This window comes from Roseobacter sp. FCG-D35 (assembly GCF_033436665.1).
GTDB lineage: Bacteria > Pseudomonadota > Alphaproteobacteria > Rhodobacterales > Rhodobacteraceae > JAWQFO01.
In genome coordinates, this window is record NZ_JAWQFO010000004.1 from 144,521 (window position 1) to 162,782 (window position 18,262).

Genomic DNA, 18,262 nt, shown 5'->3' on the forward strand with positions numbered 1-18,262 from the left:
GCATTGCCAGCGGACCGTGCCAGACTAGGATTGCCGCATGAGGTTTATCGGCGCGTTCCTGCTGGTCTGCGTTTCCTGTCTTGCCGTCACGGCGGAGGAGGCGCTCGACCGCGCGGGTCCCGTGGCCTTCCTCGGGGTTGTCTTTCTCGATACCTCGACCGAAGGCGACTACTTCGGCGAGCGTCCCGAGGAACGCGCACGCGTCGCGTTGCTGGAACGCACGATCCGCGACCGGTTGCAAGCCGAGGGATTCATGCTCGCCGACCTCGCCCCGATCAGGGCAGATCTCGACAACACCGTGAACCCGGCAAATTGCTACGGCTGCGAGGTGCGCATGGCCGAAAAGGCCGGTGCCCGCTACGTTGTGGTCGGAATGGTTCAGAAGGTATCGAACCTGATCCTGTCGATGAACCTCGTGATGCGCAGCGTGCCGGACGGCGCCGTCGTGCGGGCGCGCTCGGCGGACATCCGGTCGAACACCGACGACTCGTGGCTGCGGGGCATGAACTACATCCTCAAGACGGCGTTTTTCACGGAGGGAACGCGATGACGAGACGGCTTGCGACATGGACGATCCGGGCCCTGGCCATCGCGCTGGTGGCGCTGCCCGCAGACGCACGCGAACCGGCCTGGCCCGAGTTGCGCGAGATGCTCTACGACGACCAGTTCCTGACCGATGCCGGCGCATTGATCACGATCCATGCGCCTTATCGGTCGACCGAGGATGCGCGCACGCAGATCGGCGCCAACGTCGCCGCCCCCGAAGGCCGGTTGCTGGACAGCGTTACCGTGATCCTCGACGAGAACCCGATGCCGGTCTCGGCGGTCTTCACCTTCGCGCAGCCCCTGCCCCGCTTCTTCTTCGACCTGACGATGCGGGTGAACGGGCCGACGCCACTGCACGTGGTTGCGAGGACGACCGAGGGCCAACTCTTCGTTGCCGAAAGCTTCGTCAAGACCTCCGGCCAGGGCGCCTGCGCGGCGCCGCCGGGCACCGACCCCGAACTGGCGCTGGCGACGCTGGGCGACATGGCCATCGCCATTTCCGAGATCGAGGAGGTCGCGCGCCTGTTGCCGACGGCACCCGGACGCGCACAGAGCACGGCCTACAGCCATGACCGGCGCATGGATCTCGACATCAGCCACCCGAGCCATTCCGGCATGCAGATGGACCAGATCAGCCTGCTTTTCATCCCCTCGCGCTATGTCGAGACCGTCGAGGTCGATCTCGACGGCGCGGGATATGTCGACGTGACGGGCAGCATATCGCTGAGCGAGAACCCGCGTCTCAGCCTCTCGGTGCCGGGCTACACCCAGTCGGTCGACATCACGATGACCGACACCGACGGGACGGTCAGCACGGCCCGGAAGACCGTTTCGGGCTTCTAGTAGCCGGGTTCGGGGGCCACGACCTCGGTCGGGTGGTCCTCGAAGGTCCAGCCGTCTGTGCCATCGGGATACCAGTAGACCCGGGTGTGCCCGTATTCCAGCGCGCGCCTGGCGGCATTCCAGGACATCCAGCAGTCGGCGAGGCAGAAAAACAGCACCGGGTGGTCCGGATCGCCCTCTGTGGCCTTCTCCAGCCCCTCCCGGAAATAGTCATGCGTGACGTCCGCAAGCTTTCCGTAGCCGACGTTGGGCAGCCAGATCGCGCCCGGGATCGAGTGGCGCGGCTTGTCGCGCCAGATCGTGCCTTCGGGCAGGTTCTCGGGCTTGGGCGCGCGCGGCAGAACGTCGACAAAGGCGGTCTCGCCCGCCTGCCAGAGGGCGTGCGCTTCCTCGGTCTCGACGACGATACCGCCCGCAAGCGTGCCCGGCACCGGCGCGCGGTACTGGTCGATCCTGTAGTCGTCGGGTTCGGGAACCGCGTCGGCGAATGCGGCCAGCGGTAGCAGGACCGCCACCGCAAGCACACACCGCATCAGAGACCCGGGTCCAGCAGGTCCGTTCCCATGTCATTGACCAGCGGCACACCGGCGCTGGCCAGGATCTCGTTGATCTCGTCTTGATTGCGACGGATCAGCGAGTTGAGTTGGCGCTGCCAGACCTTCTCGCCCTGGCGCACGCCCATGGTGATGCGGAAGAAAAGCCGTGGCGGCAATTCTTCCTGCAGAAGCGGCGTGACCTTAAGCCCCGGGTGGTCGGCCTTGACCAGAGGTCCGGCGATCGGTCCCCAGGCCACCGCGGCGTCGATCTCGCCGGCCTCGAGATCGTCGAGCATGTCGGGGATCGGGGTGGCATGGCGGCTGTCGACGACGAGGTGATAGGGCCGTGCCTTGGCAATCAGCCCGTTGCGCGCGAGATGCGTCGCCGGCGGCGAGCCCGCCACGATCCCGAGACGCAGCCCGTCGAGACGCGGATCCGACAGCGTGGCAACGTCCGACAGAGGCCCGTCGGCGGGCACGATGACGGAATAGGCCGAGGTGAAGTAGTGGTTGGTGTTCAGAACCAGTTCGTGGCCCTGCGCGTAGCCGATCACGACATCGCACTTGTTGGCCCTGAGCGTGTTTCGGACGAAGCCGGTGGTCATCGGGTAGTATTCGTAGCGCAGCGGCAGGTCGAGTTTGTCGGCAAAGAATTCCGCCAGTCTGTTCTCGTAGCCCGCGCCGTCTTTCGTCGACACCGGGTAGTTTGCAGGGTCCGCGCAGACGCGGAAGGCAGACCCCGAGACCAGATCGGAGGTCTGCGCGGACATCGCGCCTCCGATCAGGCCGAATAGTATCGCGGCAAGGGATCTAGCCCAGGCACGCATCTTCGTCCTCGCGGATCAGGTCCGACTTGGCTTCCTTCTTGGCGGGCCGTCCCCGGTCCAGCGCCCCGGCGCCGCGCGCCTTGAGGTAGACGTAGATGTCGTCGATGAAGCACATGACGTTGGGGTTGTCGCCCAGCGCCGGCATCACCTGGTTCTCGGCGGCGTTGACCTTGGCGCGCCCGCTCGCCACGACACCGAGGAAATCGTAGTAATCCATGTCGATGGCCGATGTCTTGAGCGCCGGGGCGTAGGTCGAACCCTCGCCGTCCGGGCCGTGGCAGACGTGGCACTCGGCGTGGTAGCGCCGGTAACCGTTGAAGGTCGGGTAGTCGACCGTGCCGTCCTCGGCCACGTTGAAGGTCGGGATATCTTCGGCGGTGTAGTAGCGCCCGCCCTCTTCGCTGGCGACGGCGATGTTGTCCGCAGCGTCCTGGGCCTGGGCCGAAGCGCCGAAGGACAACATGGCAGCCGAAGCCAGCAGGATTGCGAAATGTCGCATGATCTCTCCGTGTTTTCCTGAACAAGGGGTTGGCGCGCCGGAACGCGCCAACCCGTGACCGTTTACGTCGTGCCCGCGATCAGTCGGGCAGTGCGAAGACCGTCAACTGTCCGCCCAGCGCGGTGTAGTCGCTGAGGGCCGCGTAGCCGCCCACGGCGCCGAGACCGTCGTTGGGGTTGGTCAGACCGGCTGCGAGACCGATGCCGGCCCAGCCGCCCACACCGGAGAGGACCGCGATGTACTGCTTGTCGTCCTGTGTGTAGGTCATCACGTTGCCGATGATGCCGGACGGGGTCTTGAACTTGTAAAGCTCGTCACCCGTCTCGGCGTCGACCGCCTTGATGAAGCCTTCGAGCGTGCCGTAGAAGACGACGCCGCCAGCCGTTGCGAGGGCTCCGGACCAGACCGAGAACTGCTCGGGGATGGACCACTTGATCTCGCCGTTGATGTTGTCCCAGGCGATGAAGTTGCCCATGCCGCCGTGGCTGTCGGGTGCCGGGTACATCGAGAGCGTCGCCCCGACGTAGGGTTGGCCCGCGGTGTAGGCGACCCGGAACGGCTCGTAGTCCATGCAGACGTGGTTGGTCGGCACGTAGAAGAGCTCGGTCTCGGGCGAGTAGGCCGCCGGCTGCTGGTCTTTGGTGCCCAGCGCCGCCGGGCAGATGCCGGTCGAGTTCACGTCCTCGCCGTTCTGCTCGGTCGAGTACTGGGCCACGACTTCCGGACGCCCGTAGGTGTCGGAATTCGGGTCCATGTCGACGCCGGTGGTCCAGTTCACGGACGGGTCGTACTTCTCGGCCACGAGCAGCTCACCGGACACGCGGTCCATGGTGTAGGCCAGACCGTTGCGGTCGAAGTGGGTGAGCAGCTTGCGGCTTTCGCCATCCCAGTCCTGCTCGGTCAGGATCATCTCGTTGACCCCGTCGTAGTCCCACTCGTCATGCGGGGTCATCTGGTAGACCCACTTGGCCATACCGGTGTCGACGTCGCGCGCGAAGATGGTCATCGACCATCGGTTGTCGCCGGGCCGCTGGGCCGGGTTCCAGGTCGAGGGATTCCCGGTGCCGTAATAGACCAGGTTTTCCTCGGGATCGTAGGAGTACCAGCCCCAGGTGGTCCCGCCGCCGATCTTCCACTGGTCGCCTTCCCAAGTCGCGGTGCCAGAGTCCACACCCACCGGCTCGCCGAGGTGCGTGGTGTTCTCGGGATCCATCAGCGTGTCGGCGTCCGGGCCCATCGAATAGGCGCGCCAGGCCTGCGAACCGTCCGACATGTTGTAGGCCGTGACCGACCCGCGCACGCCGAATTCGCCGCCCGAGATGCCCACGAGCACCTTGTCGTTGACCGGCAGAACCGTTGCAGTGTTGGTCTCGCCGATCGCCGGGTCGCCGTTCTTGACGCTCCACTCGACCGCACCGGTGTCGGCGTTCAGCGCTACCACCGTCGTATCGGCCTGGTGCAGGAAGACCTTGCCGTCGGCATAGGCCACGCCGCGGTTCACCGTGTCACAGCACATCACCGGGATGACGTCGGGATCCTGCTTGGGCTCGTACTTCCACTTGATCTTCCCCTCATTGGCGAGATCGAGCGCGTAGACGATGTTCGGGAACGGCGTGTGCACGAACATCGTGTCGCCCACGACGAGCGGCGAGCCTTCGTGGCCGCGCAGCACGCCGGTCGAGAACGTCCAGGCCACCTGCAGGTCGCCGACGTTCTCCTTGTTGATCGAGTCGAGCTTGGAAAAGCGGTGGTTCTTGTAGTCGCCGGTCTGGATCGCCCACTGGTTGGGATCGTCCATCTGGGTCATCAGGTCGTCGTTCGCCACGACCATGCTGGTCGTTCCGAGCAACAGACCCATCGTCAGGGTCAGAGTCTTTTTCATCGATTACCTCCCTTGGGTGTGAAGGCAGGTCCGACCGTTTCCGGCTGTCCTGCCGCCGCTCTGGCGAGCGTGTCCCCGCTTGTGCTTGTGGCGTCGCGAGGGGAAATTGCGGTGTTCTTCGGTCCTCCTGTTCGGTTCGCGGTCACGGACCCGCGCGATCCTCCGCATCGCGCGGGCCGGCCGCCGTCAGTGTCGCGCCACCAGCCTCCGGCGCCCGCGACGCGCGTTGCGCGTTCGTGCCGAGCGGCGGAAGTTGGCGGGTTGGTGCATGCGCTTCGGTCTCCTCGGGTTCAGGCGGCGTGAAGCCTGTCGGCGTGCCAGCCGACATGGTCGCCGGCAAAGCTCGACACGAAGAAATAGCTGTGGTCGTGGCCCGCGTGGGTTCGCAGGACACAAGGTTGGCGCCGCTTCGAGGCGGCCTCGGCAAAGGCTTGCGGGCGCAGCAGGTCGATGAACTGGTCGTCGGCGCCCTGGTCGATCAGGATGTCGCCCTTCCATCCCGCTTCGCTCATCAGGATGGTGGCGTCGTATTGCGCCCAGGTCCCCTCGTCATCGCCGAGATAGGTCGAAAACTGCTTGCGCCCCCAGTCCGACCGCGTCGGGTTGGTGATCGGCGCGAAGGCCGACAGGGACTGGAACAGTTCGGGATTGCGCATCGCGATGGTCAGCGCTCCGTGGCCGCCCATCGAATGCCCGGTGATCCCGTGCGCCCCGTTCACCGGCAATTCGCCGGTCACCAAGCCGCGCAGTTCGCTCACGATGTAGTCGTACATCTGGAAATTCGGCTTCCAGGGATCCTGTGTTGCATTGACGTAGAAACCAGCGCCCATTCCGAGGTCGTAGGCCTCGTCGTCGGCGACCCCCTCGCCGCGCGGCGAGGTGTCGGGGTAGACCACCGCGATCCCGTGGCGGCTGGCATGCTGTTGCAGCCCGCCCTTGGTCATCGCGTTGTCATGGGTGCAGGTGAGCCCCGAAAGGTACCACAGCACCGGGACCTTGCCGGTCTTTGCCTGCGGCGGCAGGTAGACCGCAAAGGTCATGTCCACGCCACAGGTCTTCGAGGCATGCTTGTAGACCGCCTGCTCGCCGCCGAAGCACTTGTTGCGAGACACGACCTCCATCAGCTCAGTACTCCACCACGGCCCGGATCGACTTGCCCGCGTGCATCAGGTCGAACCCTTCGTTGATGTTGTCGAGGGTCAGCTTGTGTGTGATCATCGGGTCGATCTCGATCTTGCCGTCCATGTACCAGTCGACGAATTTCGGCACGTCGGTCCGGCCCTTGGCCCCGCCGAAGGCCGTGCCCTTCCAGACCCGGCCCGTGACCAGCTGGAACGGCCGGGTCGAGATCTCGGCACCCGCCGGCGCCACGCCGATGATGACCGAAACGCCCCAGCCGCGATGCGAACATTCGAGCGCGTCGCGCATAACCTGCACATTTCCGGTGGCATCGAAGCTGTAATCGACACCGCCGATCTGGTCGTCACCGCGCTTGGTAAGGTTGACGATTTCCTGCACGGTGTTGTCGACCTTGGACGGGTTGACGAAATGCGTCATGCCGAACTTCTTGGCCATCTCCGCCTTGGAGTCGTTGAGATCGACGCCGATGATGATGTCGGCCCCGGCCATGCGCAGGCCCTGGATGACGTTGAGCCCGATGCCGCCAAGGCCGAAAACGGCAGCGGTCGATCCGATCTCGACCCCGGCGGTGTTGATCACCGCGCCGATGCCAGTGGTCACGCCGCAGCCGATGTAGCAGATCTTGTCGAAGGGCGCGTCGTCGCGCACCTTGGCGAGCGCGATCTCGGGCATCACCGTGTGGTTGGCGAAGGTCGAGCAGCCCATGTAGTGAAAGATGGGCGTCCCATCGAGCATCGAGAACCGCGAGGTGCCGTCGGGCATCAGGCCCTGGCCTTGCGTGTTGCGGATCGCGGTACAAAGGTTGGTCTTGCCCGACCGGCAGGACGCGCATTGGCGGCACTCGGGCGTATAAAGTGGGATGACGTGATCGCCGGGCTTGAGCGTGGTGACGCCCTCGCCGACCTCGACGACCACCCCCGCGCCCTCGTGGCCGAGGATCGACGGGAAAAGCCCTTCGGGATCGGCGCCCGAAAGGGTGAATTCGTCGGTGTGACAGATGCCGGTGGCCTTGATCTCCACCAGCACCTCGCCGGCTTTCGGCCCGTCGAGATTGACTTCCATGATCTCGAGCGGTTTGCCCGCCTCGAGCGCGACAGCGGCGCGTGTGCGCATTCGCCTCCTCCCACATTGTCGTCCACGGCTCTACCGTCCGTTGAAAAAATCCTAGCGTCGGAGCCTCTTGCCAAACAACCAAGACCTTTGTGTGTGTCGCGCGGAACCGCCTCTGCGTGGACTCTGCGTGCCGCCCGGCTAGACTGGCCCTTGGGGAGGATTTTCCGATGCTCATGCCGCGTAAAGCCGGCCTTGCCGGCCTCGCGTTCCTGCTGGCCCTGCCGGCCGCAGCCGCGGACTTTTCCGATCCCGAATGGCCCTGCGTTCAGCGCAAGGTGGAAAGCCTGTCGCTGGGGCTGATGTGGGCCTCCGAGATCGCCGAGGAGGGTCTGCCGGACGACCGGGCAGGCGCGGGCGCGGAACTGGTCGAAACCCTGATCCTGCGCCGCATCCCCGTCGAGGAGATCCCGGTACGTGTGGACGCTTTCATCGCCGCGCACCCCGATGTCGGGGATGCCGAACTCGGCAGTCTGTTCGAGGCGGCCTTCACCCGCGTGAACCGCGAACGCACCCGACTGGTCAAGGGCATCACGCGCTATTCGCTGGCGCAGATCGAGGCGGCGAAACGCATCGATGCCGCGCGGACCGAGATGGACCGGTTGATGGCGATGGACGACCCCGACTACGACAGGGTCGATGCGCTGGAGGAACAGATCGACTGGGACGAACGGATCTACCGAGACCGGCAGCAGTCGCTCACCTACGTCTGCGAAACGCCGGTGCTGATGGAAAAGCGCCTGTTCGCGATTGCCCAGGCGCTCTCGGCGCACCTCTCGGGTTGAGTCACTCCCATTCGAGCTCGGTATAGGCGACTGTCGCGTTGCGCGGATTGAAGAGCCGGAACAGCGACCATTCGTCGGCTTCGGACTGCGCCACAGTCGCCACCGCCTCGGACAGCGTGTCGCCCCGGTCGATCGCCGCGCGCGTGTCCGCGGCTAGTACGTCGAGGTATCCGACCAGCGGCGCACCGCCCTCGGGCCAGTCGAGCAGCGGACCGCCGTGCCCCGGCACCAGACCCGCAAGCGGCATGCCGCCGATCTCTTCAAGAACCCGCTGCCAGCCGGTCAGGCTGCCGTCGAGCGCCGGGGCGTGATCCGCGAACACCAGATCGCCGGCAAACAGCAAGCCGCTTTCGCTGTCGAGGACGGTGAGATCGGTACCGGTATGCGCGGCGCGCCACGCCCGCAGCTCGAGACTACGCCCGCCGAGATCCAGCAAGGTGACTTCGGTCACTTCGCGCAGAGTCTCTGGTACTTCGGTTCCGAGAAACCCGACCGGACCAATCAGCCGGCCGAACCCGTCGAGATAGCTTTGCGCCCTGTCCGCAAGAGCCCGCGGAAGCCGGGCGTGGCCGATCACCTCGGCCCCGGCCTCGGCGAAAACGGAGGCGCCGAGCACGTGGTCGGGATGCATGTGGGTCAGGATCACGGTGCGGATCGGCAGATCGGTCCGGCTCCGCACCGCGCGGTAAAGCGCCTCGCCGACCGCGCGCGACCCGCCGGTGTCGATGACGGCCACCGCCGTCTCGCCGATCACGAACCCCGCGTTCGAGACATCGCCACGATTGACCGCCCCCGCCTCGGCGATGCCTCCGCGATGCACGAAGACACCCGTTGCGACCTCCTCGACCGCAAGCGCGGGTCCTGTTTCGGCACAGTGCGGCATCCCGGGGTCCGCCACTTGGGCGAGGGCGATGAGGTCCGGCGGATCATCCAGCAGCGCGGCTTCGCAGGCCGCCCGGTCGGCCCCCTCGTAGCCCGGCAGCAGCGCGTCGCGGCAGGTCTGCGGATCGCCGAGCAGGCAGAGCGTGACGATGGCTTCGAACATGGGGCGATCCGGGCTTGCGTCGACAGGGGTCCATCGTAGGTCCGGCTTCACGTCCGCGCGAGGCATCCCAAGGGATCAATTCCCGCGGATCGTGTTTCGTGGTAGATATCCGCCCAGATTTGGGAGGATCCGATGAGATACCTGATCGCCGCAGTCGCTGTGTCGCTCGCGCTCCAGCCGGCCTTCGCCAAGGACAACCCCTTGATTAACGGCGAAAGTTGGGATTACCTCAAGCCCGACTTCGTCGATGTGCCGCCGAAGGACGGATCGGCACTGTTCGAGGTCGATGCACCCTACCGCGCCAACGACGCCGCAACCGTTCCGATCGCCATTTCGCAGCCGGAAGACGCCACCCCGATCGAGCGCGCCACGGTCATCATTGACGAGAACCCTGCACCGATGGCCGCCGACCTGCGCTTTTCACCCGCGATGCAGCCGCTGGACTTCGAGCTGCGGGTGCGTGTCGACCAGTATTCCAACGTACGCGTGCTGGCCGAGGCCGGGGGCGAGACCTACATGAACGGACGCTTCGTCAAGGCCTCGGGCGGCTGTTCCGCCCCGGCCTCGCGCGACCCGGAGGTCGCCCTTGCCTCGATGGGCCAGATGCGCTTGCGGCATTTCGACGACACGCCGATGATGTCGGGCCAGCGCCGCGAGGCGCAGATCATGATCCGGCACCCGAACTACTCGGGCCTGCAACGCGACCAGATCACGCAACTCTTTATCTCGGCGCATTTCATCGACAAGCTGGAAGTCTTCCAGGGCGACGAGGTGCTCTTCACGCTCGAGGGCGGCATCTCGGTCAGCGAAAACCCGGTCTTCCGGTTCTTCTACCGCGACAACGGGGCCGAATCCTTGCGCGTCCGGGCGCACGACACCGAAGGCAATGTCTTCGAGCAGGAGCTGCAGAAAAGCGCGGAAAGCTGACCCGCCCCTAGAAGCAGAGAATCTCCGCCTCGGCCTGCGCCCGGCGCAGGTCGGCAACGAGCGTCTGCGCTACGGCGGCGCTGCGGAAGACCGCCATGCGCTCGCCGCCCGTCAGGCGCATCGACAGCACGGTCTCGGCTTCGACGTATTTCTCGTAAGGCAGAATCTCGGCGATGTGGTCGATCGAGCAGGCGCATTTTTCCAGCATGTCCCGCCCCTGCCCGTTCGCGGCCATGCAGCCGAAGACGTAGTCGGCGCGGGCCACGGTCGGGTAGTCGTTGAGCCGTTCGGCCACGCTCTGGGCCGCGACCGGGCTGGCCAAAAGCGCGCAGAGAAGGCCCGCCAGCGTCTTCACCCATCCTCTCCCGCGACAAGGGTCAGGGCATTGCGGTAGCCTGCGCGACCGTCCTTCGCCGGGGCCTCGGCAACAAGGGAGCCGTACCAGCCGGGCAGCGCCTCGGACATGGTAAAGGTCAACGAAAGGTCGCCATAAGGCCCCATCCTGGGGCGGTTCTTGTCATGCTCGAAGGGGCGCAGGGTCACCCGCTGGGCGGCGATCTCCGCGCCGTCGACGTTCACCGTCACCTCTTCGACCGGCGCCTCCTGGATCAGGGCGTCCTTGATCCGGTTGCGAATGTAGAACGGGCTGCCGCCCGCCTCCTGCGCCACGTCGCGCAGCACCGTCTCGACAAAATACATCACGATCGGGTTGCCGACGGTCGCCGGGAACAGGCCGACCTTGCGATGCTTGCCGTCCTTGAAAAAGCGCAGGCGCGCCATCTCGTCGGGCTGGAAATCAAGCTCCACCTGTCCAGTGTTGCGCGCCGCGTAGTCGGGGTTATCGCCGATCTCGACGCGGCGGTCGTAGATCAACGTATCCGCGCCCGAGAGGTCGGACAGCGTGCCGGTCTTGAAGATCAGGTCGTAAGGTCCGGACGCGCGCAGCGGAGCGGCGGCCAGAAGTACGATCAAGAGGGCAAGAAGGGGCTTCATGCGCAGATCCTTTGCATCGTCCCGAAGGCTACCGCGCGGCGTGGGCGGGTCATCGCAGACTTTCGTCGTAGCGCCGCGCGCCGTCCTGCGCAGCGGCCGGGCGGGTCTTCCAGTCGATCAGTGCGCGCAGGCGGGACAGGTTCACCGGCTTGGTCAGCACCGAAAAGCGGTGCGCCGCACCGATGTCCTTGATCGCGGCATCCTGGTTGGCGGTGATGATTATGGCCGGAATGTCCTCGCCGGTGCTCTCGCGCACGCCGAGAATGGTCTCGACCCCGGTGTCCGCGCCGTTGAGCTGATAGTCGGCGAGGATGATGTCCGGGCTCATGCCGATGTCCGAGACCTGTCGCATGGCCTCGGCGGTCGAATTGCAGGCCAGGACGCTGGCGCCCCAGGTCTCGAGCTTCTGGGTCATCGCGAACAGCACGCCCGGATCGTTCTCGACCAGCAGCACGATCAGGTCCATATCGGCGCCCTGCCCGTCCGAGCCGCGGCCGTCGCGTCGTGTCGCGGGCTCCGACGGGGCCACCATCGGCAGGGTGATGGCAAAGACCGATCCGACACCCGGCTTTGATCTCACCGACACCGTGTGGCCGAGATGGGCACAGGCGCGCTGTACGATCGACAGGCCCAGACCCATCCCGTAGCCCGAACCCGAGGCCGGATCGACGCGGGTAAACTCCTGGAAAATGCGCTGCTGGTCGCGCTTGGAAATCCCGATGCCGGTGTCCCAGACCTCGACCACGACCTGCCCTCCGCGCCGCCGGCAGCCGACAAGGACCCGACCCGTTTCGGTGTACTGGATCGCGTTGGTCACGAGGTTCTGGACCGAACGCGCGAGGTAGCGCCGATCCGACCGGACCCAGGCGCGCGACGGCACAACGTCGAGGCGCAGGCCCTTCTCGGCGGCCAGAGGCCCGATGTCCTCGGCGACGTTGGCGAGGATCGTGTCGATGGCGAAGTCCGTGATCGGCAGCTTCATGTCCATCGATTCCAGCCGCGAGATGTCGAGCAGCCCGTGCAGCAGCCCCTCCATCGACTGGAACGAGCCGTCGAGCCGCTTGACGGTTTCCTCCATCACCGTGCCCACCGCCATGTCGCCCAATGACGAGATCATCAGCTTGGCAGCATTGATCGGCTGGAGAAGATCGTGCGAGGCGGCCGCGAAGAACCGTGTCTTGGAACTCATCGCCGCCTCGATCTCGGCCTTGGCGACGCGAAGGTCCTCCTCGACCCGCGCCTGTTCTTCGTACTGGCGCCGCAGCATCGTGTTGACGTTGGTCAGTTCCTGCGTGCGCGCCCGCACCCGGTTCTCGAGCTCTTCGGTGGTCTGCGACTGCACCGTCACGTCGACGACGTTCACGATGCTGCCGCCGTCGGGCAACGGATCGACGTCGATGTCGAGAACCGGACCGTTCACGTGCCTCTCGCGCAGATGCAGGCGCCCGTTGCGCCGCAGGTAGCGCGTCAGCCCCTCGTAATTGCCCTGCGGGACCGCGCCGATCAGGATCTTGGCGTTGAGGTACTCGACGATCTGCGCGTAGGAGGTTCCTGCGCGCGTGAGTTGCAGCGGCAGGACCAGGAGGCTTGCGAACCGCGCGTTCGAGATCAGCAGCGTTCCGTCCGACGAGAAGGTGCAGACACCCTGCGGCATGTTGTCGAACGCCGCCTTCAAGAAGTGCTCCTGTGCGTCGATGAGCCGGTCCTTCTCGAGCCGGTTCGAGCGCACGATCGCGGTGATCTCGGTCTGGAGCACCACGGTGTTGTTGTTGCTGGTCTGGCGGAAGGTGATGACGAACCAGCGGTCGTTCTTCAGTGCGAACACAAACGGCGGCGCTGCCTCTGCCTCGTGGCGCATGGCGGCGCTGGCAACGTTGAGCCGGTCGGCCTCGTCGCGCGGAGAGATGTCGCGGCTGTTGCTGACTGCCTTGAAATATCGGTTGAGCGTGAGCCCCGGCTGGATCAGGGCGCGCGCATCCGGGATCAGGCGCTTGAAGAAGTCGTTGAAGACCCGCAGCCGCCCTTCGGTGAAAAGCGCGAACCCGCCTTCCATCGATTCCAGCGCATCGGTCAGGCTCTGTTCGGTGCGGAACCGCGCCTCCTCGGAGGTTTCGAGCTGGTTGCTGGCGCGCCCGAGCGTGGTCAGCGCGTCCTCGAGATCACGGGTCTTTTCCGAAACCTTGCCCTGCAGGGTGATCGCCGACTGGAACAGCGAATAGGCCGAGCGGCCAAGCTCGTGGCGCTGGTTGGCGCGTTCCATCAGCGCGCGGATGATCTTGTCCTGCTTGGCGACCTGGGTTTCCAGCGGAAGATCGCGGTCGATCACAGTTCCATCTCCCCGTCTGGCGGGTAGAAGGCGATGCCGACGAACGTCTGGTTCATGTGGATGCCGCCGTGCTGCTCGCCGTAGGTGTTGAAGCCCAGCACGCGGCCGCGGCGCAGCACACCCGATGCCTCTGCCGAGAGCTGCTTCTGCTCGATCTCGAGCCGCCGCAGCACGCAGTCGAAACCGAGCACGAAATCGGGCCGCTCGCCCTTGCGCCCGCGCAGGTCGAGTTCGGCCTCCATCGTTTCGATGATCGCCTTTCCCCGCGCCAGCGTCAGGATCAGCCCGTTCTCGATCGCGGACAGGAAGGCCAGCGAGCCGTCGTCGCCGACCTGCTGGATCGCCCGCACGTGCCAACTGTCGAGATTGCGCACCAGCACCGGGTTCTCGGCGAAGACCCGTGGCGACAGGTCTTCCGGTGCGCAGCCGATCAGGCGCGCGTATTCCTCGGCCGCCGGTGTGCCGTTGATCTCCTGCACCACCCGGTCTTCCGGGTTGGCCTCGGTCACGACGATCTGGCGCTCGGTCGGCAGGAAATGGTCGAACTCGATGCTTTCAAAGGCAAGGTCGGTCTCGATGATCAGCAACAGCGCCGCGTTCTCGCGGAACTGCCCGCCATGCAGAATGTAGGTCACGTCGAAGGACAGCCCGTGCCCGGCGGAGCCGCCGACCACGGGAATGTCGCCAAGACCGGCATCGAGCGCGGCGACCAGCATGTCCTCCTGCTTGGAGAGCCCGTCTGCGAAGATCAGCCCGAAGCGCCGCCAGTGGGCCGTGCTTCGGAACCGCTGGGCCAGCGTCTTGGCCTGGCGCGCGGTGTTCTCGATCGACACCGGCTTGAGCGGGTGAAACAGCGTCGAGGCGACGCGGAAATGCTCGCGCGGGAAGCCGACCAGCAGCAGCGCGCTGTCCTCGTAGCCGTTGGGCGTGATCTGGCCGCCGCTGGTACAGCCGAAAACCGGTGTCTGCGGCAGATGCCGGTTCAGCGCCTGCGCCACGCCCTGGTGATCGAGACACTCGGGAACGAAGGCAAGCACGAAACAGCTTGCCCGGTCGCCCAACGCCCCGGCGGCCTCGGCAACCGCCGCCTCGGCTTCGCGCGCGGCGGATACGCCCACCGAGACCATGCGGAAGGCGTTTTCGAGATCCTGCGGGACCGCGTCCACCTGCCCGTCAGCTCAGGAGCGCGCCGGGATTGCCGTCACCGGGCGCGTCCTGCCGGTCGAAGGCCACGCTGTTGACCAGAACGGCGGCCTGGGTCCTGTTGCGCACGCCCAGTCGGCGCAAAAGCGCCGTGATATGAGCCTTGACGGTGGCTTCGGCCAGTGACAGCTCGTAGGCGATCTGCTTGTTCGGCTTGCCGGCGCAGATCAGGCTCATGATGCGGCTTTGCTGCGGGGTGAGATCGGCGATCCGCTTCGAGATCTCCTTGAGCTCGACGTTGTAGCGATCCGGGCGGGCCTGCGGCACGAAGCCCGGCGGCAGGTACTTCGACCCGTCCTGCACACGCTCCAGCGCCTCGGCGATCACCGTGCGCGGCGCGTCCTTGGGAATGAACCCGACCGCGCCCGCGTCCATCAGCGCCTGGATCGTGTCGTCGCAGGAGTCCGCCGAGATGATCAGGATCGGCACGTCTGGCAGCATCTCCTTGAGCTTGAGAAAGCCGCTCAGCCCCGTCACGTCCGGCAACTTGAGATCGAGCATGACGAGGTCCGGCACCATCCCACCGGCCAGTGCGGCGACGGCCTCGCGCAGAGAATTCACGGTCCGCACCTGACCGACGTCGAACAGCGACTTCAGCGACGCCGCCATCGCGTCGCAATAAAGCGGATGATCGTCGACGACGAGCGTCAGCCGGATCGAGACCGGCTTTTCGCGGTCTGCTGAATGCTTCATTGGTAGTCCTCCCGGATACGATGGTTCACGATTTCCGGGCCGCAGACAAGTAAACTTGTCGGCGCAACTCCACGATTTGAGCCGAAAATCGCCGGATTCCGCGCCTCCATACCTAGCTCGGCTAACCCAGCGTCCGGCAGAACTCCCGGTAGAAGCGTCCGAGATCGGTCGCCGTGGGACGCCGCCCGAAAAGATCGTCGTCGAGCCTGCGCAGCAAGGCTCGGCGCATGTCAGAGGGCGGTTCGGCACGGTCCAGCGCCCAGGCCGCGCGGCGCAGGGCCGGCAGATCACCGCGACCGGCACCGCGGCGCAGGGCGCGGCGCAGCCCGAAGCGACGCCAGCGCGCGCGCAAACCGTCCAGCGACATCGTGCGCTTACGCAGAAACAGGCCGCAGGCCGCCGCAAAAGCCAGCAGCGCAGCCGTGATCAGAAGTTCGGGACTCTGCCTCGGCTGCGGTGGCAGAGCGTCAGCTTGCGCCGTCGTCTCGGGCGTGACCGTGCCGAAGGCGACGCGTTGCGGTGCGATGACCACCTCGCGCGACACCCGCGCGACCGTGTCGAAATAGTCGAACGAAACCGGTTCGAGGATCGCCGAACGCCCGTTGGTGGGCGTGATCGTCCAGCGCCAGAAGGCCACCGCCTCGGGCCCGTCCGGTGTCAGGTCGACGAGACGCTTTTCGGGATGCGCGAAGATCAGCGCGGACGGCGAGGTCAGTTCCGGCATCGGCGGCAGCATGTCCGGGCTTGCGCCCAGCGCCGAGACCCGGATCACCCGCAGCACGCCTTCTCCCGGCGCCAGTTGGTCGGGCGCATTCGACCAGTTGTCGGCAATCTGGAGGCGGCGCACGGGAAACCACCAGCCGCCATCTCCCGCAGGTTCGGGCAGAACCTCGATTTCGATCGGCTCCGCCTCGACCACGTGTTCGAACCACTTGTTGCTCTCGTCGAGCAGGGTCAGCCGGTGCTTGAACCCGCCGATCCGCAACCGGCCCGTGGTCTCGGGAAAGACCGCCATGCGCCGGCGCATGTTCTTCACCGGTCGTCCGTCGCGCATGCTGTCGTACCAGTAGTCCTCGCCCAGCTGCATCCAGTTGAACCCCTCCAGATCGGGCTGCACCAGCTTCTCGCGGGTAATGTGGCGCTTGTAGACCCCGTGGATCGTCAGCAGGATCATCTCGCGCCGGTAGGGCGTCTCGGCCAACGGCTCCATGGTCACGGTCAGCGAAAGGTCGTCGGGATCGACCGCACGCGACTGGGCCAGCGCAAGGGCCGGAAAAAGCAGAGCGACAAACACAATCACGCGCAGGCCTACCATTCGGTTTCCTCCGGCACCTGGCCCGTACCCGCTTTCCTACGCCGCTCGTGTTCGGCGGCGATCCGGGCGCCGAGAAACGCGCCGGGAACATCCTCGAGCGTCGCCAGCCAGCGCGGGCTTGCAACGATCCTCAGGTCGTCAAAGATGCGCCGGACGCCGAGATTGCCGTGGCTCTCGAGTTCCAGTAGGTCGGGCGCGGTGGCGGTGTTGGTCACCTCGTCTCCGGTCCCGGCGCCCCGGGCCGCGCCACGCGCCACGAAAGACTCCTCGGTCGCGCCCTCGCGTTCGGTGCGGAAGATCACCGCCGCCGGGTCGAGCGCGGTGGCCCCGTAGAAGGTGCGGACAAGGTCGAAGTTGGCCTGTGCCTGCGGGTCGGGCCCGCGCAGCAGGGCCAGGTCAAAGGCCTCGAGGGCGGCTGCGTACTCGGAGCGCATCGCCTGCGCATTGCCGAGGTTGAAAAGCGCTGCGGGCCCGGCGGCGGTGAAGGCCTCGGCCGCCGCATCGAAGGCGCCGGACCGGTAAGCCGCCGCGCCGCGCCAATATGGGTCCGAGAAGAACGGCGCAGCGATGCCGGGCAGGCCAAGAGCCAGGGCGACGCGCCCGACCGGGGCCGTTCCACCCAGGAGCGTGGCCAACAGGAGGCACATCGCCACCCCGGCAAGCAGCACCCGGCGCATCAGGCGGCGTCCCGTCGAAAGAGCATCAGCATCGGCAGCAAGGCGAGACTGAGAAGATACCGACCGTAATCCTCGTAAAACAGGAGCCGCAGGTCACGCTGCGCCAGCAGCTCCGGTTGCGTGTCCGAAACCGCGGCGACGAAACTGGCGATATCCGTGGTCGAATGGACGCTGCCGCCGCCGACGCGGGCCACCGTTTCAAGTTCGGCCATGGGCGCCGCATTGCCCGACACGGTGGTATCGAGACGCAGGATCGACAGAGAGGCGCCCTTCGCCGCGATCCGTGCGGCCTGCTCCAGGCTCTCCGGGCCCAGCCCCTCGCCGTCGGTCACCAGCACGACCTGGCCGTCAAGGACCGCGGCCTCTTCGAGCAGGCGCGCAGCCAGTGCCAGCGCAAGTTCGGGCCGGTTGCCTCGATCCGGCACGGTCGTCTCGTCCAGCAGCGAGACCGTCTGGCCGAGCTGGAGATGATCCGTGGTCAGCGGAGCGGCGAGGTAGCTGTCGCCGGCATAGACCACGAGAGCGGCGGGCTTCCCGCCCAGTCCCGACAGCGCGCCGCGCAACAGGGTCACCGCCGAGACCCACGCCGGATCGCGGGTGGTCGAGCCGGAGACGTCGACCGCGAAGACAACGCCGTCGAGGTTGCGGAACGTCCGCGCGGTGTCGCGCTGCAGGGCCGGCCCGGTCAGTGCCAGCGCGATCAGACCGGCGACGGCAAAGGGCAGCATCGCGCCGCTGCCGGTGCGGCCACGCTCGACACGGCCCATGCGTGCGAGGGCCGACATCAGGTGCGGCTCGATCTGGTCGTCCCAGTTGCCGGGCCGCGATGCGTGTCTGTGCGCCAGCACCGCCAGCGCGACGACGACCGGCAGCGCCAGCACCCAGAGCGGGCGCAGCAGGACGATATCCGCCAAC

General features: G+C 66.3%; 19 protein-coding genes. 4 read left to right on the plus strand and 15 right to left on the minus strand.

Translation table 11 applies throughout. The features are described from left to right. Nucleotides 1-37 precede the first annotated feature (37 nt). Together R5H30_RS11590 and R5H30_RS11595 are read left to right on the plus strand one after the other, a co-directional pair. Nucleotides 38-550: a DUF3280 domain-containing protein gene (locus tag R5H30_RS11590; protein WP_318328525.1), complete on the plus strand. Its 513-nt coding sequence runs from the start codon at nt 38-40 to the stop codon at nt 548-550. After that, nucleotides 547-1,389 carry a quinoprotein dehydrogenase-associated SoxYZ-like carrier gene (locus R5H30_RS11595; protein ID WP_318328526.1) on the plus strand — a complete coding sequence of 281 codons (843 nt, stop codon included), beginning with the start codon at nt 547-549 and terminating at the stop codon, nt 1,387-1,389. Before R5H30_RS11590 ends, R5H30_RS11595 begins: the two co-directional genes overlap by 4 nt. On the opposite strand, the gene R5H30_RS11600 is transcribed toward R5H30_RS11595, so the two are convergent. From R5H30_RS11600 to R5H30_RS11625, 6 genes are all read right to left on the minus strand, one after another. After that, on the minus strand, nt 1,386-1,922 hold the full coding sequence (locus tag R5H30_RS11600; RefSeq protein ID WP_318328527.1) for a PQQ-dependent catabolism-associated CXXCW motif protein: 537 nt from the start codon (nt 1,920-1,922) through the stop codon (nt 1,386-1,388). The genes R5H30_RS11595 and R5H30_RS11600 overlap by 4 nt on opposite strands. After that, nucleotides 1,922-2,752, minus strand: coding sequence for a substrate-binding domain-containing protein (locus tag R5H30_RS11605; RefSeq protein WP_412105133.1), 831 nt, complete (start codon nt 2,750-2,752; stop codon nt 1,922-1,924). The genes R5H30_RS11600 and R5H30_RS11605 overlap by 1 nt, the downstream gene beginning before the upstream one ends. Then, a complete protein-coding gene (locus tag R5H30_RS11610; protein ID WP_318328785.1) occupies nt 2,736-3,215 on the minus strand; it encodes a c-type cytochrome, methanol metabolism-related in 480 nt (159 codons plus the stop codon). The genes R5H30_RS11605 and R5H30_RS11610 overlap by 17 nt, the downstream gene beginning before the upstream one ends. A gap of 115 nt (nt 3,216-3,330) precedes the next feature. Then, complete coding sequence (gene xoxF5 / locus R5H30_RS11615) at nt 3,331-5,133, minus strand: lanthanide-dependent methanol dehydrogenase XoxF5 (protein WP_318328529.1); 1,803 nt, start codon at nt 5,131-5,133, stop codon at nt 3,331-3,333. Between the two features lie 290 nt (nt 5,134-5,423). Beyond that, entirely contained in the window at nt 5,424-6,254 is an 831-nt protein-coding gene (gene fghA, locus R5H30_RS11620; RefSeq protein ID WP_318328531.1) for an S-formylglutathione hydrolase, read from the minus strand. A gap of 4 nt (nt 6,255-6,258) precedes the next feature. Then, nucleotides 6,259-7,386 carry an S-(hydroxymethyl)glutathione dehydrogenase/class III alcohol dehydrogenase gene (locus R5H30_RS11625; RefSeq protein WP_318328533.1) on the minus strand — a complete coding sequence of 376 codons (1,128 nt, stop codon included), beginning with the start codon at nt 7,384-7,386 and terminating at the stop codon, nt 6,259-6,261. 167 nt (nt 7,387-7,553) lie between these two features. Here R5H30_RS11625 and R5H30_RS11630 point away from each other — a divergent pair, with 167 nt between their 5' ends. Continuing rightward, complete coding sequence (locus R5H30_RS11630; protein WP_318328534.1) at nt 7,554-8,168, plus strand: hypothetical protein; 615 nt, start codon at nt 7,554-7,556, stop codon at nt 8,166-8,168. Between the two features lies 1 nt (nt 8,169). Here R5H30_RS11630 and R5H30_RS11635 read toward each other — a convergent pair whose 3' ends face one another. Beyond that, complete coding sequence (locus R5H30_RS11635) at nt 8,170-9,213, minus strand: quinoprotein relay system zinc metallohydrolase 2 (RefSeq protein ID WP_318328535.1); 1,044 nt, start codon at nt 9,211-9,213, stop codon at nt 8,170-8,172. Between the two features lie 132 nt (nt 9,214-9,345). Here R5H30_RS11635 and R5H30_RS11640 point away from each other — a divergent pair, with 132 nt between their 5' ends. Beyond that, complete coding sequence (locus tag R5H30_RS11640; RefSeq protein ID WP_318328536.1) at nt 9,346-10,140, plus strand: quinoprotein dehydrogenase-associated SoxYZ-like carrier; 795 nt, start codon at nt 9,346-9,348, stop codon at nt 10,138-10,140. Between the two features lie 7 nt (nt 10,141-10,147). Here R5H30_RS11640 and R5H30_RS11645 read toward each other — a convergent pair whose 3' ends face one another. The 8 genes from R5H30_RS11645 to R5H30_RS11680 form a co-directional block, all read right to left on the minus strand. Further along, the gene (locus R5H30_RS11645; RefSeq protein ID WP_318328538.1) at nt 10,148-10,495 is read right to left on the minus strand and encodes a hypothetical protein; all 348 of its coding nucleotides are present in this window, start codon (nt 10,493-10,495) and stop codon (nt 10,148-10,150) included. Further along, nucleotides 10,492-11,133, minus strand: coding sequence for a hypothetical protein (locus tag R5H30_RS11650; RefSeq protein ID WP_318328539.1), 642 nt, complete (start codon nt 11,131-11,133; stop codon nt 10,492-10,494). The genes R5H30_RS11645 and R5H30_RS11650 overlap by 4 nt, the downstream gene beginning before the upstream one ends. 49 nt (nt 11,134-11,182) lie before the next feature. Beyond that, nucleotides 11,183-13,459, minus strand: a complete 2,277-nt coding sequence (locus tag R5H30_RS11655) for a hybrid sensor histidine kinase/response regulator (protein ID WP_318328543.1) — start codon at nt 13,457-13,459, stop codon at nt 11,183-11,185. Further along, entirely contained in the window at nt 13,456-14,625 is a 1,170-nt protein-coding gene (locus R5H30_RS11660) for an FIST N-terminal domain-containing protein (RefSeq protein ID WP_318328544.1), read from the minus strand. Before R5H30_RS11660 ends, R5H30_RS11655 begins: the two co-directional genes overlap by 4 nt. Before the next feature lie 7 nt (nt 14,626-14,632). Then, a complete protein-coding gene (locus tag R5H30_RS11665) occupies nt 14,633-15,355 on the minus strand; it encodes a response regulator (RefSeq protein WP_318328545.1) in 723 nt (240 codons plus the stop codon). A 121-nt stretch (nt 15,356-15,476) separates the two neighbouring features. After that, the gene (locus R5H30_RS11670) at nt 15,477-16,670 is read right to left on the minus strand and encodes a hypothetical protein (RefSeq protein WP_318328547.1); all 1,194 of its coding nucleotides are present in this window, start codon (nt 16,668-16,670) and stop codon (nt 15,477-15,479) included. Then, nucleotides 16,664-17,347, minus strand: a complete 684-nt coding sequence (locus R5H30_RS11675) for a tetratricopeptide repeat protein (RefSeq protein ID WP_318328550.1) — start codon at nt 17,345-17,347, stop codon at nt 16,664-16,666. The genes R5H30_RS11670 and R5H30_RS11675 overlap by 7 nt, the downstream gene beginning before the upstream one ends. Beyond that, entirely contained in the window at nt 17,347-18,261 is a 915-nt protein-coding gene (locus R5H30_RS11680) for a VWA domain-containing protein (RefSeq protein WP_318328551.1), read from the minus strand. The genes R5H30_RS11675 and R5H30_RS11680 overlap by 1 nt, the downstream gene beginning before the upstream one ends. Between the last annotated feature and the right edge of the window lies 1 nt (nt 18,262).